This window comes from Ruegeria jejuensis (assembly GCF_041537905.1).
Classification (GTDB): domain Bacteria; phylum Pseudomonadota; class Alphaproteobacteria; order Rhodobacterales; family Rhodobacteraceae; genus Ruegeria_C.
Window position 1 is genome coordinate 220,080 of sequence record NZ_JBGRUO010000005.1, and the last position, 15,664, is coordinate 235,743.

Annotated in this window: 12 protein-coding genes; 5 read left to right on the top strand and 7 right to left on the bottom strand. The window is 61.4% G+C overall.

The window, feature by feature from the left end; translation table 11 throughout:
- The first annotated feature begins 205 nt into the window (after positions 1-205).
- Entirely contained in the window at positions 206-2,500 is a 2,295-nt protein-coding gene (locus AB1E34_RS08480; protein WP_372571901.1) for a Tex family protein, read from the top strand.
- A 636-nt stretch (positions 2,501-3,136) separates the two neighbouring features.
- Here the strand turns inward: AB1E34_RS08480 and AB1E34_RS08485 are convergent.
- Entirely contained in the window at positions 3,137-3,367 is a 231-nt protein-coding gene (locus AB1E34_RS08485) for a hypothetical protein (RefSeq protein ID WP_372571902.1), read from the bottom strand.
- 68 nt (positions 3,368-3,435) lie between these two features.
- Here AB1E34_RS08485 and glpK point away from each other — a divergent pair, with 68 nt between their 5' ends.
- Positions 3,436-4,935, top strand: a complete 1,500-nt coding sequence (gene glpK / locus AB1E34_RS08490; RefSeq protein ID WP_372571903.1) for a glycerol kinase GlpK — start codon at positions 3,436-3,438, stop codon at positions 4,933-4,935.
- On the opposite strand, the gene AB1E34_RS08495 is transcribed toward glpK, so the two are convergent.
- Positions 4,932-5,720: a glycoside hydrolase family 25 protein gene (locus AB1E34_RS08495; RefSeq protein ID WP_372571904.1), complete on the bottom strand. Its 789-nt coding sequence runs from the start codon at positions 5,718-5,720 to the stop codon at positions 4,932-4,934. The genes glpK and AB1E34_RS08495 overlap by 4 nt on opposite strands.
- A gap of 221 nt (positions 5,721-5,941) precedes the next feature.
- Between AB1E34_RS08495 and AB1E34_RS08500 the strand changes: the two genes are divergently transcribed.
- On the top strand, positions 5,942-6,712 hold the full coding sequence (locus tag AB1E34_RS08500; protein WP_372571905.1) for a DeoR/GlpR family DNA-binding transcription regulator: 771 nt from the start codon (positions 5,942-5,944) through the stop codon (positions 6,710-6,712).
- Positions 6,713-6,727: 15 nt separating this feature from the next.
- Here the strand turns inward: AB1E34_RS08500 and AB1E34_RS08505 are convergent, their stop codons facing one another.
- On the bottom strand, positions 6,728-8,257 hold the full coding sequence (locus AB1E34_RS08505; RefSeq protein ID WP_372571906.1) for an alkaline phosphatase family protein: 1,530 nt from the start codon (positions 8,255-8,257) through the stop codon (positions 6,728-6,730).
- A 198-nt stretch (positions 8,258-8,455) separates the two neighbouring features.
- On the opposite strand from AB1E34_RS08505, the gene AB1E34_RS08510 reads away from it, so the two are divergent.
- Together AB1E34_RS08510 and AB1E34_RS08515 are read left to right on the top strand one after the other, a co-directional pair.
- Complete coding sequence (locus AB1E34_RS08510) at positions 8,456-9,100, top strand: GNAT family N-acetyltransferase (RefSeq protein ID WP_372571907.1); 645 nt, start codon at positions 8,456-8,458, stop codon at positions 9,098-9,100.
- Between the two features lie 89 nt (positions 9,101-9,189).
- Positions 9,190-10,962, top strand: a complete 1,773-nt coding sequence (locus tag AB1E34_RS08515; RefSeq protein ID WP_372571908.1) for a tetratricopeptide repeat protein — start codon at positions 9,190-9,192, stop codon at positions 10,960-10,962.
- 75 nt (positions 10,963-11,037) lie between these two features.
- Here the strand turns inward: AB1E34_RS08515 and AB1E34_RS08520 are convergent, their stop codons facing one another.
- Genes AB1E34_RS08520 through AB1E34_RS08535 form a run of 4 tightly spaced genes read right to left on the bottom strand, consistent with a single transcriptional unit; the run spans position 11,038 to position 15,636 of the window.
- Entirely contained in the window at positions 11,038-11,757 is a 720-nt protein-coding gene (locus tag AB1E34_RS08520; protein WP_372571909.1) for a hypothetical protein, read from the bottom strand.
- Positions 11,758-11,792: 35 nt separating this feature from the next.
- A complete protein-coding gene (locus tag AB1E34_RS08525; RefSeq protein ID WP_372571910.1) occupies positions 11,793-13,088 on the bottom strand; it encodes a gluzincin family metallopeptidase in 1,296 nt (431 codons plus the stop codon).
- A gap of 20 nt (positions 13,089-13,108) precedes the next feature.
- Positions 13,109-14,443, bottom strand: a complete 1,335-nt coding sequence (locus AB1E34_RS08530; RefSeq protein ID WP_372571911.1) for a TfuA-like protein — start codon at positions 14,441-14,443, stop codon at positions 13,109-13,111.
- Entirely contained in the window at positions 14,440-15,636 is a 1,197-nt protein-coding gene (locus AB1E34_RS08535; RefSeq protein ID WP_372571912.1) for a YcaO-like family protein, read from the bottom strand. Before AB1E34_RS08535 ends, AB1E34_RS08530 begins: the two co-directional genes overlap by 4 nt.
- Positions 15,637-15,664 lie beyond the last annotated feature (28 nt).

Genomic DNA, 15,664 nt, shown 5'->3' on the forward strand with positions numbered 1-15,664 from the left:
GTCCGGCCTGGATCGCGCAATAAGATCGAATCCGCCCCGTTCTTCTTTCGACTCGGGTGCTCTTGCATGCGGCTTGCGCCTCAAACGCCGGAGCTTCCGGCGAAAGGTTTGCACTGATTGTGTTTAGCTGGACGAAGGCAGCCCCTTGGCCTCGCCCGCCCTCGCGTCTAAGAAGGCCTCCCGCCCGTCGCTGAAGGAGACAGTCTTGGACCGGTCCAGCCGCATCATCGCCTCGGAAATCAATGCCCGCCCCGAACAGGTGCAGGCCGCTGTCAAACTGCTGGACGAGGGTGCCACCGTGCCCTTCGTGGCGCGCTACCGCAAAGAAGCCACGGGCGGGCTGGACGATACGCAGCTTCGGGTTCTGGCCGAGAGGCTGGCTTATCTGCGCGAGTTGGATGCGCGGCGCGAGACGATCCTGAATTCGATTCGCGATCAGGACAAGCTGAGCGACGATCTGGCAAAATCCATCGCCGGGGCCGAGACCAAGGCGCAGTTGGAAGACATCTATCTGCCCTACAAGCCCAAGCGACGCACCAAGGCGATGATCGCGCGCGAAAACGGGTTGGAACCGCTGGCGCAGGCTATCCTTGCTGACCGTTCCGCAAACCCCGAGGGGCTGGCCGCAGACTATCTGGGCGACGCCGTGCCCACCACCAAAGACGCACTGAACGGTGCGCGCGACATTCTGGCCGAGGGACTGGCCGAGAATGCCGACCTGCTAGGCGATCTGCGCCGATTCCTGCATCGCGAGGCGCTGATCACCTCGAAACTGGTCGAAGGTCAGGAACAAGCAGGCGCCAAGTTCCGCGACTATTTCGACCATACCGAGAAATGGGCCACCGTGCCGTCGCACCGCGCGTTGGCGATGCTGCGTGCCTCAAAGGAAGGCGTGGTGACACTGGATATCGGGCCCGAGCCGGAAACCGACGCGGCGCGGGCCGAGGCCATCGTGGCCGCGCATCTGCACACCAGGGGTGACGGGCCGGGCGATGTCTGGCTGCGCAAGATCGCCGGCTGGACCTGGCGGGTGAAACTGAGCCTGTCGATGATGGTCGAATTGATGGCTGATCTGCGCGCCCGCGCGCAGGACGAGGCCATTGCGGTCTTTGCCCGTAACCTCAAGGACCTGCTCTTTGCCGCGCCCGCAGGGGCCAAGGCGACGCTGGGGCTCGACCCTGGCATCCGTACCGGCGTCAAGGCGGCGGTGGTGGATGCGACCGGCAAGCTAGTGGCGACCGACACGCTTTATCCGTTCCAGCCCAAAAACGACCTGCGCGGTGCGCAAGCCGCGCTGTTGAAGCTGATCACCACCCACGGAATCGAGTTGATCGCCATCGGCAATGGCACCGCCAGCCGCGAGACTGAGCGGCTGGTCGGAGATACACTCAAGCTGCTGCCACAGGGCGTGAAGAAACCCACCAAAGTGGTGGTCTCCGAGGCCGGAGCCTCGGTCTATTCCGCTTCGGAACTTGCGGCGCGCGAATTTCCCGATCTCGATGTCAGTCTGCGCGGCGCGGTCTCGATCGCGCGCCGCCTGCAGGATCCGCTGGCGGAACTGGTCAAGATCGAACCGAAATCCATCGGCGTCGGCCAGTACCAGCACGATGTCGACCAGGCTCGCCTGACCCGCGCGCTGGAGGCTGTGATTGAGGATGTGGTGAACGCGGTGGGCGTCGATCTGAACATGGCCTCCGCGCCCCTGTTGACCCATGTTTCGGGGCTTGGCCCCGGTCTGGCCGAGGCGGTCGTGGCCCATCGCGACGCAAATGGGGCCTTTGGCTCCCGCAAGGACCTGCTGAAGGTCGCCCGGCTTGGCCCCCGCGCCTTTGAACAGTGCGCGGGCTTTCTGCGCATCCGCGACGGCAAGGAGCCGCTGGACGCGTCCTCCGTGCACCCTGAGGCTTACGGCGTGGCGCGGCGCATCGTGCAGGCCTGCGGGCGCGATCTGCGCCAGATCATGGGCGATGACACCGCTCTGCGCGGACTGCGCGCCGAGGATTTCGTCGATGACAGCTTTGGCCTGCCGACCGTGCGCGACATCCTGAGCGAACTGGAAAAACCCGGGCGCGACCCCCGCCCCAGCTTTGTCACCGCCAGCTTCGCCGACGGGGTGGACCAGATCACCGACCTGAAGCCCGGCATGATGCTGGAAGGCACCGTCACCAACGTCGCCGCCTTTGGTGCTTTCGTCGATGTGGGCGTGCATCAGGACGGTCTGGTGCATGTCAGCCAACTGGCCGACCGGTTCGTCAAGGACCCCCATGAGGTTGTCAAGGCCGGTCAGGTGGTCCGCGTTCGGGTCGTCGAGGTCGATGTGCCACGCAAACGGATCGGCCTGAGCATGCGCAAGGATGGCGGCGACAAACCCCCGACCCCGGACGCGCGCAAACCGCGAGGAGAAGCGCCAAAGGAGCAGAGCCAGCACAAAGGCAAGGCACAGCCAGATCAACAAGGCGCGCTTGGGGCCGCGCTTCTGAACGCGATGCGCAAATCCTGATGGCAAAGCGAACCGAACCTGAAAAAGGTATGTTTCATCACTAATTTTGGATGAGGTGCAAAGGGGAGTCCGAAACAAATAACCCGCTATGGAAGGATACGTCGTATCCGCCCGAAAAAATACCTTGGGGACCCCCCCCTGCGAAACCGGTGTATCATAAGCTCGCCACTCACACGCGCCATAACCGGTAGATATAAACTAGGATATTAATACATCCCTGTCAGCATCTAGTTTTTGCGGCCCGCGGCAGTGATTTATATCGCATTACGTCAAATGAATTTTCCGTGAAGACATTTTGTCGGCAATTTTGTGTCAATTCAATACTTTGGGCTGACGTGATCTGGCAAAAGTACGCCGATTGCGCATTTTTCCGCCACCCTCTCTTTTTTCTATTCTGTGATGCATAAAAGACACATTTTGGTCGCTTCGGGCGCGTTTCACGGACATTCAGCGCCAAGTTTCAGAGTTTTCCCCCGCTAAAACACCGGTTGAACCCGATTCTCTGACCGATTGATTCGATGCTCCTCCCGCCCAGTGAGCAATCTTGCAATAAATCTCGACAATCCTGCCATTATAAGTTGTGCAGCACAACTTATAATAAACGGTCAGAAGTAACAGCTCCCATTCGCGGATATTTTATTTGCCTGAAAACAATGCTCCCGGTGGCGCATTACTTAAAAAGGCAAGAATTGAATCTGCCCGAATTTCCTCTCCGCTTGAATTGAAAGGAGTACCCATTCCACCAAATTTTAAGCCGCTCTTTTGCGGCAACTGCATCGAATAAAGGTCGCCGTCGCTTCCCTTCGTTTCTGCTCGTTTTTTCTTCGCCCGCGGTTCAAAACTTGCTAGATGCGGGAAACCACACATACCCCGCTCTGCGGTGCGCCGACACCATTGTCGGTCCACGCGGAGCGCATCTCGGAAGGTAGGTTCATATGGCGGACGAAGCTCTGGTTCTGGCGATTGACCAAGGCACCACATCGACACGGGTGATCCTGTTCGATCAGGCGCTCAGGGTTCAAACTTCGGCCCAGCAGGAGTTTCAGCAGCATTTCCCGGAATCGGGCTGGGTGGAGCACGATCCCGAGGAAATCTGGACCACCACCATCGACATGTGCCGCCAGGCGCTGGACCAGTCGGGGGCGTCACCTGCGCAGATCGCTGCCATCGGCATCACCAATCAGCGCGAAACCACCGTGGTCTGGGACAAAACCACCGGCCGCGCCATCTATAATGCCATCGTCTGGCAGGACCGCCGCACTTCCGCCTATTGTGAGAGCCTGCGCGCCGCGGGACATGAAACGGATGTGACAGCCCGGACCGGGTTGCTGCTCGATCCCTATTTCTCGGCCACCAAGCTGCGCTGGATCCTGGAAAACGTAGACGGCGCGCGGGCGCAGGCCGCGGCCGGGGATCTGCTCTTTGGCACCATCGACACCTATCTGATCTGGCGCATGACCGGCGGCAAGCGGCACGTGACCGATGCAACCAACGCCGCCCGCACGATGCTCTACAACATCACCAAAGGCGACTGGGATGACGACATGCTGGCGCTTCTGGATATCCCGCGCGGCATGCTGCCCGAGGTGCTGGATTGCGCCGCCGAATTTGGGCAGACCGAACCCGATCTTCTGGGCGGGCGCGCGATCCCGATCCTGGGCGTTGCGGGTGATCAGCAGGCAGCAACAATCGGGCAGGCCTGTTTTGAACCCGGCATGTTGAAATCCACCTATGGTACGGGATGCTTTGCCCTGCTCAATACTGGGGCCGCGCCGGTTTTTTCGACCAACCGGCTGCTGACCACTATCGCCTATCAGCTGGACGGCACGCCGACCTACGCGCTTGAGGGGTCGATCTTCATTGCAGGCGCAGTGGTGCAATGGCTACGCGATGGGCTGGGCGTGATCGGATCAGCGCCGGAAACGCAGGTGCTCGCCCGCAAGGCCGACCCGCATCAGGATGTCATCATTGTGCCCGCCTTTACAGGATTGGGGGCGCCCTACTGGAATGCCGAATGCCGCGGCGCGGTTTACGGGTTGACCCGCAATAGCGGCCCGGCGGAGTTGTCGCGCGCCGCGTTGGAAAGCGTCGGCTTCCAGACCCGCGACCTGCTTGAGGCCATGATGGCCGACTGGTCTGGATCGGCGGGCCAGAACGTGCTGCGGGTAGATGGCGGCATGTCCGCATCCGACCCCGCCATGCAGTTCCTGTCCGATATCATCAACGCCGAAGTGGACCGCCCGCAGGTCCTAGAAACCACTGCTCTGGGAGCCGCCTGGCTGGCCGGCAGTCGCGCGGGCGTCCTGCCCGGACAGGCGGAGTTTGCCAGCAACTGGTCCATTGAGCGCCGGTTCAGCCCGTCCATGGATGACGGCGTCCGCGAGGCCCGCTACGCCCGCTGGAAACGCGCAGTCACGGCCACGATGCAGGTCTAATTTGCCCAGCGTGCCCAGTCTTCGGGCGAACCCCGGAACGCGTTGATATCCACCGGGCCGGGCACGCCCGGCACCTTGCCGGTCCCGGTATATTGCCAGATCGTCCAATCTGCGCCGGGATAAGTCTCGCTCGGGTGGCCCGCCACTGAACGCAGCCAGAACTCGGTGCCGCTCAGCGCGCCGATCCCGGTATCGCGATAAAAATCCACCGTGGTATAAACGATCGGCCGGCGACCATAGTGGCGTTCGAGAATGTCGAGGAAGCGCTTGGCCTCGGCCCGCACTTCCCGCCCCTCGGGCCGTTTACGGCAGGTGGGCGAATGCGGGTTCCACTCCATATCCAGCACATGCGGCAGAGCGCGCCTGTCACGGGGAACGTTCTTGATGAACCAGCGGGCCTGTTCGACAGCGGGACGGCAGAAATAGAAATAGTGGTAGGCGCCATAAGGAACCCCTGCCCTGCGCACGCCGCGCCGGTGATCCTCGAAGGACGGATCAACCAGATCGCCGCCCTCGGTGGCCTTGATAAAGACAAAGGAAATGCCCGACGCTTTCGCTGCCGTCCAGTCGATCCCACCCTGCCAACGCGAGACATCGATGCCATGCACGCCGTAGCGCCAGGGTGCGCGGCCCGACCAATCATGCGGGTCATGGTCGGCAAAGCGCAGCGGGCCGCCTGCCCGCGTCGATACCCGTACCGAATCTGCGCGCTCAACCGGTTTCGGTTGCCCGCAGGCGCAGAGCAGCGATAGTGCCAAAAGACCCAGAACCCGTTTCACGACCACCTCCGCCTCGTTGCCACGACCGCAGCAAAGCGGGCAAATCGCACTGAGGCAATTGCTAATTCTGCCGAGGCGTCTTGCGCGCATGCTCTCGGCTGGAACAAGCCGAAACGGTGCGGGTTATAATCGGGCTCGATATGTGTATCACTGTCCCCGGATCTACAGCCCCCAGGCGCGTCCGATGACGCGCCCGGCCAGAGACGGAGCGTGCCATGGCCAGTGACATGAGCAGTTTTTCACATCGCGAGATGGAGCTTTTATCCGCCTTGCGGCGCGCGGGCGGGTCGGCACGGGGCACTGAACTGGCCAAGGTTATGAACGTCTCGGAAGAGACAGTACGTCGTACGATCAAATCCCTTGCCACCTCGGGCGCGCTGGTGCGGGTGCATGGCGGGGCCTATCTGATTGGCACCCGCAGCGACCCCAGCTTCTTTCGGCGCATCAACAAACACGCCGAGGAAAAGCGCCTGATCGCCACAACGATCGCCGGAATCGTGACCGATGGCATGACGCTGTTTCTCGATGTCGGCTCCACCACCGCATTTGTCGCCGAAGAACTGCGGCATCATCACGCCGACCTGACCGTGGTGACCAACTCGATTGGGGTGGCGCAGACGCTGGTCAACATCAACGGCAACCGGGTGCATATGCTGGGCGGAGAGTTGCAGAGCAATGAGCGCGGCACATTTGGTCATGTGGCCGAACGCCAGGCCCGGCGCTTTGCCTATGATGTGGCAGTGCTCAGTTCCGACGCGCTGTCGGCAGAGCGCGGGTTCCTTTATCTCAGCGCTGCCGAGGCGCATCTGGCCACCGAGATCGCGGCAAGCGCGCAGCAGGTCCTGATGGGGATCGACCGCCACAAATTCGGGGCGACCGCGCCTCATTGCGGCCCCGAGCCTGAGGCGGTGCATCAGGTTGTTTCGGATCAGGCTCCGCGCGGCCGCCTCTCTGCGGCGCTGCGCAGTTGGAACATCGATGTGACCACCGCCCAGTAGCCTCCCGAGCAGGTCTTATCGAGGGCGCAGTTTCGGGCCATCCTCGGTGATCGAATAGAGCGCCAGCGTCTGGTCCGCATTGCGCATCCGGTGGCGCAGCATGGCGCGGGTCAGGCGGGCCAGATCGCTTTGGTATTCAGGTCTTGCGGCCACGTTCCGCATCTCCCCGTCACCCTGATGATCGAACAGGACGGGCGGCAGGTCGGCGGCAAACTCGACCAGTGTAAAGCGGTCCTCGCGCAGGATACACAGGCTGGAATCACCGGGCCCGGTGCCAAGTGCCCGTTCCGCCACGCTCGGCTCAAGCGGGTTGGAGAAATCAAGCTCGGAATAGGTATGGCGGCGCCAGCTCTCCGGGGTTTCGCCAAGCACCAGCGGCAGCAGCGACCGGCCATCCATGGAATTGGGTACCGTCGCTCCCATCCAGTCTAGGATGGTGGGCGTCACATCGATCGACTCGGTCGGCAGGGTCACTTTTCGTCCGGCATTTTCCGCGTTGCCGGGGCAGCGCAGGATCAGCGGCGTGTGATAGGCGGCGTCATAGATCGTCGATTTGCCCCAGCAATGGCGGTCGCCCAGCATCTCGCCATGATCTGCGGTGACCACCACCAGCGTGTTCTCATACTGGCCCGAGCTCTTGAGGAATTCGATAACCCGGCCAATATGGGTATCCACCTCACTGGCCAGCCCCAGATAGATCGCGCGCAGGCTCTGCACCGCCTCATCGCTTGGCTCAAGATCTCCAAACCCCTCAACCATGCCGGCAATGCTCCCCGTCTCAAGCGTGGGGGCGATGAAAGGATGAATGGCCTCTTCATCGGTACGGTGATCCAAACGCTGCGGCAGCGGCAGGCGCGTAGGGTCATACATGCTATTATATGGGGCCGGGGCGACAAGAGGCGGGTGCGGGCGGATATAGGTCAGATGTGCAAACCAACTTTCGCCGCAATAGCCGCGCATCTTGCCCAGGAAACTGTCAGTCAGGAACGCGGTGTCGCTATCTTCGGCCCGGTAGAGCGCCGGATCTGTGGGTCGCGGCTCGGCCCCGCTGGGCGAAACCGGCTTGTAGACGTCATAATACCGGTCGAACGCATAGCCCTGCGCGATCAGGTGGGACCGCCAGGGATAAGACATATCCATCCGCATCTCGGTCATTTCGTGAAACCCGGTCATCGGGAATTCATAAGTGCTGAGCGCGGGGTCGCCCGGGGCAAAGGCGCGCGGGTCCTGCGAGGTGTCGGTATATCCGAACAGCATCGGCAAATAGCCCAGCTTGCGCATCTCGGTCGCGATATTGGGGGTGTCATGGCGCAGCGGCGTGCCATTGCGGATCGAGCGATGGTTCATCGCATATTGCCCGGTCAGGATCGAGGCGCGCGAGGGGCCGCAGGGATTGGTGACCGAGAAATGCCGCTCGAACGAGACTGCGTCCTCCATGAAGGCGCGCAGGTTGGGCAGTTCGACATGCGCCGCCAGCGCGCCGCTCAGGCAATCCGCCCGTAGCTGATCGATGATGATGAAGAGGACGTTTTTTGCGCCTGCCATCCGCGCCTCCGGGTTTGCACCGCACCGATCGCAGCTTTGCCCGGCGGAACCCGATATGCCAAGCCCCGGCACCTCCAAAGGCGTGCAAAACGGCACCTTTTTGGATGGCCTCAATATGATACTCTCGGTATTCGCAAACTCGTGCTAAGATTGACTGAGCTGTATTTGTATGAGTTATTGCTTAAAAGGATGCCAATTATGTCGGATCGACCCCAGGGCCATTATGCGCTCAGACCGTTGGAGAAAGCAGATTTGACATTGATCTCCCGGTGGTTTCGCAATGTCGATGATCTGGCCGCCTTCGATCGAACCTGCCGCATGCCGCTCAACCTGACGGGTACAGAACACGCTTGGGAACGCGCGGTCGAGCAAACGACAGAGTGCGAGCGCTGCTGGTTTGTCATCGAATCGGAAGCCAATGTGGGGGTGGGCATCGTCGGGCTTGAGGGGATATCGCCTACGAATCGGGACGGCGTCATCGCAACATTCCTCGACCCTTCCCTGCGTGGGCAGGGTGTGGGCACCCGCGCCGCTGCGTTAATGCTGGATTTGGCCTTTCGACAGCTTGGCTTGAACCGGATCACCTCCTACTATCGTGAGGACAACCATACCAGTCATCAGGTGCTGGGACAGCTTGGATTTCAAATAGAGGGACGCATGCGCAAAGCATGGTTTGCGCAGGGAAGATTCTTTGACATGTTAGTCGTAGGTCTCTTAAAGGATGAATGGGATGCGCGCCGCCAGCCCTTGTCCAGCGAGCTTAGCGCCGAGACCAGCGTAGGGATGGGCGAGGTAGGATCCTCGGGGTGGACTTGGCCGCTCATTGACCCAGATGCAATTTAAGTTCATCTAGATTTGTCAATTTCGACGGAGGGAATGGGGTTATGGCCCATGGCCAGACCCGGGTGTAGAACAGAGGTGGAGCACGGAACGTGAGCGCAGACAGCCCAAGTTCTGAGATCAAGCACCGGCTTGGGGCGGTGCTGTTTGCCGATGTGGTCGGGTATTCCCGGCTGATGGGCCAGAATGAGGTCGACACCTATAGCGCGCTGAAATCCCTGCTGGTTCGGCTCGAGGATGCCTGCCGCAAGTTCGACGGGCATGTGGCCGAGATCCGTGGCGACGGGGTTTTGGCGCTTTTTGACACCGCCTCAAGCGCGGTGCGCTTTGCGGTGGAACTGCACCGCATCGCTGACGAGAACAACGAATCCCGCGAAGAAGATCAGCGCATCCATTTCCGGGCCGGCGTTCATCTTGGCGAGATCATGACCGATGAGCGCGGCGTTCATGGCGACATCGTCAACATCGCAGCGCGCCTGCAGGAGATTGCCGAACCCGGCCGCGTCTGCGTCAGCGCCACGGTCTATGAACAGATACGCAACCGGCTCCGTTATGGCTATGAGTTCCTGGGCCCGCAGACGCTCAAGAACATTGCCAACCCGGTCCCCACCTATTGCGTGCGCAGCGAGGTCGAAGGTGTGACCATGGCCGCGACGCTGCGGCCCAATCCGACCGCCGTCGAGGAACCAATGCGGCCGGACACACCCTCGGTCGCAGTGTTGCCATTCGTCAGCATGGGTGGCGACCCGTCTGATGGCTGGGTGGCCGACGGGCTGACCGATGACATCATCCTCAACCTGTCGAAATTCAGGAACCTCTTTGTCATTGCGCGCAATTCGACGTTTTTCTTCAAGGCGCAGTTCATGTCGCCACAGGACGCGGCGGCCAAGTTGGGTGTACGGTATATCACACGCGGCAGCGTGCGCCGGGCGGGCAACAGAATCCGGATTAGCGTCGAACTGATCGATGCGGATTCCGAACGCACCATCTGGGGCGAACGGTATGACCGGGTGATTGACGACATCTTTGCCATCCAGGACGAGGTGACCGAATCCATCGTCGCCTCAACTGCGGTACTGATCGAGTCGCAGGAACGCCAGCGGCTGGCGCAGGCGGTGCCTAATGATCTTGCCGCATATGGCTATGTGCTGCGCGGCCAGCAATACCTGTATAAATACACGCGGCAGGACAATCACGAGGCGCATTCGCTTTATGAACAGGCGTTGGAACGCGACGAAGGCTATGCCCGCGCCTCCGCCGCGCTGTCGCGGACACTGAATATCGACTGGCGGTATTCCTGGACCAATGATTCCGATCAGGCGCTGGACACCGCACTGGGGTTTGCCCAACGGGCCGTCAACCTGGACCCGACCGATGCGCGCGGGTTCGGAGAACTGGGCTTCGTGCATCTCTACCGCAAAGATCACGACGCGGCGCTCGGCTCGTATCGGCGCGCGCTGGCACTCAACCCCAACGACGCTGATCTGCATTCCGACTATGCCGATGCAATGGCCCATTCGGGTGACAATGAAACCGCCATCCACCATCTAAAACAGGCGATGCGGCTGAACCCGTATTTCCCGGATCAGTATCTGTGGCATCTGGGCGGGGCCTATTACAATCTCAAGCAATATGACGATGTCATCGAGACCGTGAACAAGATGAACAACCCCACCGAGGGACAGCGAATGCTGGCCGCCAGCTATGCGCAACTGGGCAAGATGGATATCGCCCGCGAAATCGCGGACAAGCATCGCGCGGCCCATCCCAACTTCTCGCTCGATCACTGGGCGAAGATCCAGCCCGACAAGCTGGAGGATGACACCCAGCATTTCGTCGAAGGGTTGAAGAAGGCCGGTTTCTGAGCCGGGCCTCATCTGGCCCAAAACCAAAAAGGGCGCGCCTGATGCACGCCCCTCTCCAATCAATCTTGAAAAAACTCAGTCGCCGCCGCGAGCCTTTGCACCGCTGACTTTGGCACCGGAGACCTTGGCTCCACTGACTTTCGCGCCGGACACTTTGGCCCCGCTGACTTTCGCGCCGCTCACTTTGGCACCGGTCACGCCTGGCATTTCGGTGCCAAAGAACATATCCAGCAAGACCTGCTCATAGCGGCCATTCACAACTTCCATGCGGATCGTGTAATCGGATTGCTGCACATCCCAGACGCAGATATCGTCAGCAAACTGGAAATCTGCCGCCGCAATCCCGGTTAGTCCCGGCTCATTAGGTGCGCGCGATGCAAGGTTCCCAGGGGCGTCTGGTTTTCCCCCAAATTCGTTGACGCTTCTTCCCTTGCATTGCACCAGAAACAGCGAAGGTGAAGGCAGTTCATAATATGCGCCGTCATAGGAAAACCCGTAAATCCGCGCAAATCGGGGATACCTTACACCGTCGTCCTCGGGACCAGGCGCGACCTGCTCTTCCAGGAACCTGTTCCGGCCACAGCCATCACCTCTGCCGTTCTTGTATTCCAGTTCCGTGATTACGCGTCCAAATAGCAGCACTTCCGAAAAATTGAGTAAAGACTCGCCCACTTCACCCACTCCTTGTGTCTGAGGGATTTCATCCGGGCAGTCCGCCCCCAATCCCGATGTGGTGGTCCCGCCAGGCCGGGACCCAAATAAAGATAAGAATAACTCCTTCAGCCACCGTGCCATAAAATTCTCCAATCACAAAGAAATTTACGCATGGTTCACTCCGGCACACGGGTGCGCGTCGACACTGCGTGGCTGTGCTCATCCGGCTCGGTCAATCTTGGCCCCACTTCTACGACACCCACTTCGCGCATGCGGAAATTGCCCTCGATGATCTGCTGAAACGCGCCGTCGGTGATGTCCTGATCCACCTGCAGCAGCGCTTGCTCGACGCCCATATAACTCAGCATCTCGGCATCCAGCCGACTCCAGGCATCGGCCAGGTAAGAGCCCAGGAAATCTCGCGCCTCCAGCAGCGCGATGCGGAACCCGTCGGGGTTCTCAGCGTAGCGCTCGTCGAACATCTCCTGCATGACCTCGCCATATTCGGGCGAATCCTCTAACTGGTCCGACAGATCCTCCATCTCTGGCGAGATCAGATCATGGACCAGCAATCGCTCGTGGTAGATATCGACGAAAATGTCGAACATCGCCCCGGTCAACGGTTCAGACAGCGCATGTTCACTGCTCCAGCCGCATTCGAATTGCGACAGGGTCTTATCATTGGCCGCCATGCGAATCTGGGCGTTTTCCGACAATTCCGCAAAGCGGCTGAGCCGGTTGAAGGAATAGAGATTGCCGCGCGTGTTCTCCAGCAACTCCTCAACCACCGAGCCGAAATGCAGCGCCGCCACCAGCGCCACCATGTCGGCCGCAGATTCGTGAAAGCCATAATACTCGCCGGGCGTATCCTCGGGCGCGGGCATGCCGATCACGCTGTAGATGATGGCATGGCCGATCTCATGCGCGACCACGTCGAAATTCAGGCTATAGGCGCGGTATTCGTCGCCATGTTCCCAGGTGCCGCCGGTTTCCAGAAACCCCCAGCCGATATGCGCGTTGTCGAGACTGGGCAGCAGCGACAGTTCCAGCCGGTCGAAATCGCGTTCGAAATGCCACGGGATCGGGCGGCCGAAATAGCCCTCCCAGACATCCATGGTGAAGTGTGCGGACCCGAAGAGGTGCGCGGCTTCAAAGGCCGGATCCGAGGGATCGAGATGGGTGAAGTTGCCGTCCTCATCGGGCTCTGCGGGTGGGTTAACCGGCCCGTCCCAGGGCGGCAGATACATGCCCGGCCCGTTTGGCCCCTCAACGATTGCGCCAAAAGGCGTGGTCTTGCCCGCCGGGTTGACCGTGTACATGCGCGGCCCGGACGGCCCGGCAGCCAGCGAACCGGGCGGGGCCGAGACCTCGACCAGTTCCGGCCTCGGGTTGCTTTCGAAAAACGGCGATTGCGGAAAGAGCAGGAACCGCGTGCCCGGCGCTTCGTCCTCCGGCAGGTCAGGTTCGTACATGCGTCCCTCCAATCGTTCAACTATGCGTCTGACGCCCCGGCAGTATCGCCGACACCCTGAGAATACAGGAACTCGCGCGCGATCAGTGTACAGAATTCTTCGCGATCCGCGAGCCCAAGGGTTTGGGCATGCTCATCGAGGTCCTCCGGGACCGGTTGACCCAAGCGTTCCTCAAAGTACCAGATCAGAAGTCGCAGCCGGTCCTGCCCGGAAAAGGCACCGTTTTCAGCGCCCTGCAAGGCCGCCTCCTTGGCCTCGGCCCGGGCTTTGAGGTCGGTATAACCCCCCGCCCACCGCAGCGCCGAAAGCATATGTGGCTCCAGCCGGTCAGCACGCAGCGCGCGTATCTCGTCGGTGAGCGCGGCGCTGCCCAGAAAGTCCTCGTACCCGGATTCATCCAGATCATTGGCCTCCAGCCAATGCAAGATATCGCGCCGCTGCGTCAACCCGGCCTGAGCGCGGTGGCGGTCCATCTGCGCCATCAGCGCCTCGCGATCCGCATGCAATCCGCGTCGCGCGGCGTCTTCCTGCGCCAGCACGCCCAGCATCGCCCGCTCGCGCAGCTCCGCAAAGCGGGCCGGATCAAGTCGCAACTCATCCAGCAGGTCTTGGGCGCCCGAGCGATCTCGCGTGGTGTCGCCATCAATGCGCCGGGTCAAGCCCTGCCAGGCCAATGTCCGTTCGACCCGAACCGGAGCCTCCGGAGCCTCTGTCCCGCTCTCCAGATACGCCGCCATTTGCCGCAGCATCTCGCAGGCATCCTCGCGCTTTGCATCAACTTTACCCTCGGGCAGCCAGTCGCTGAACGCGTTCAGATCATACTCCTGTGCAAGCACGGTCAGGATACGTGGCCAATCCCGTTCCCGATACTGCAGCGCCTTGCCCGCCTTCAGGATCGCTTCTGCCGGGCCCGGCGACAGTACCCCGGTCTCCAAAGCCCGCGCCACGGTGGCACGGATCGACACCATCGGCTCGCTCAGCGGCTGAAATCCCAGCTCTGCCAGGCTGTGCAGCACCGCCACCTCGTCATCATCTTCCAGCACGCGCGCGTAGTAATCCTCGAATATCCGGCCCACGCCAATCATCCCGAAATCGGCCAGTTCAGCGGCGCGCAGCGCGCCCATGCTGGCGCTGCCGAAGACCGGTATGCCCTGCTCCATCGCCCAGAGGATTTCCTTGTGCCAGACCGAGGGGACGCCTTCGAAATACCCGTCTATGATACCGATGGCGCGCGGGCTCTCGCGCGCGACACGATAGACATCGCCCTGCCGCACCGGCGGCAGAATCTCGGCTTGCAAAATCTCACCTACGGCCCGCTGCCCCAGCGTCGGGCCGACAAAAACCACCACGCTCATGCGCGTACCCCCATCGCCCGCGCACCCGGCACGAAATCGGGGTCGTCATGCGGCGCCTCCAGCCCCGGTATAACAGCGCGCACCACGGCAATGTCGAGCCCCTGTTGTGACAGATCGACAGAGATCACCTGCCTGATCCCAACCGAAGCCAGCCGCGTCACCAGCCAATCGAGATCGCCCGCAAAGGACTCGGTCGCGTTGCTGGGGCAGTCGAGGAAATCAGCAGTCGGCGCTGCCCCGTCGATCAACTCGCGCACGTAGCGACCTCGCGCATGCAGAGCACTGTCGGTAAAGTCCTCGGCCTCCAGATCGTCGCGCGCACCCGAGATATAGGTGAGCCGCGTCTGTGCCGCCTCGGTCAGGGCACGCAGCAGCGCAATCGCCCGGTCCGGGTGGCAGCCATCGCCCAGCCCGATATGTCCCGGCTGCGCCCCCGCCTCGCAGATCGCGCAATGAAAACAGGCGACGCCCACATCCGAGGTGGTGTTCCACACCCCCACATCAATCCCGGCATCGGCGAACCGCTCCAACGCCTCGCGGCAACGCGGATCGTCGATTGTCGCCGGATCGACGCGCTGGTCGCGCGGCCCCTGATGCCAGAGCGTGGTTGCGTCCCGCTCGATCACTTCGCAGATCGCGTGACAGGTCGCCTCATTCAGGTCATTGCCAGAGGCCAGCCCGTTGGTCGAGCGCGGAAAGGCGCAATGGCCGCCATTGGGCGGCTCGGTATAGTCGGTATCTACCATCTCATAGGGCACCCAACAGGGCATGTCTGCGCCCAGGTCATGACCTTCGATCCAGAGCAGACGGCGATGCGGGTCGAAGCGCCCGCCGGTGACCTTTGGCAGCCTGTCGATATCGGCCACGTTCACCTCAGCCCGTAAGTCCACAAAAGACGCCCGGCGCAGCGGTCGCGTGATCCGCTCGGCATGCCAGCTTTCGATCGCCTCCATCACGCCCGACGCTTGAGCCGCCTCCAGCGACAGCCCCTTGCCGAGCGACACCGCGACAGAGCGCGAGTTGGGCCGGCATACCATCACCGTGGGCAGCCCGATCCGGTCCAGCCCGGTCAGGTTGGCCACCCGTGTGATGCCCATGCGTTTTAAATGCGGCTGCACCAGAGCCAGCGTCTGCGACGGATCGCGCAGCCGATGGGTATCGAGGCGATAACGCTTGGTCGACGCATCTGTCATGGAGTCAGCCTTTGGAAATGGTCACGGT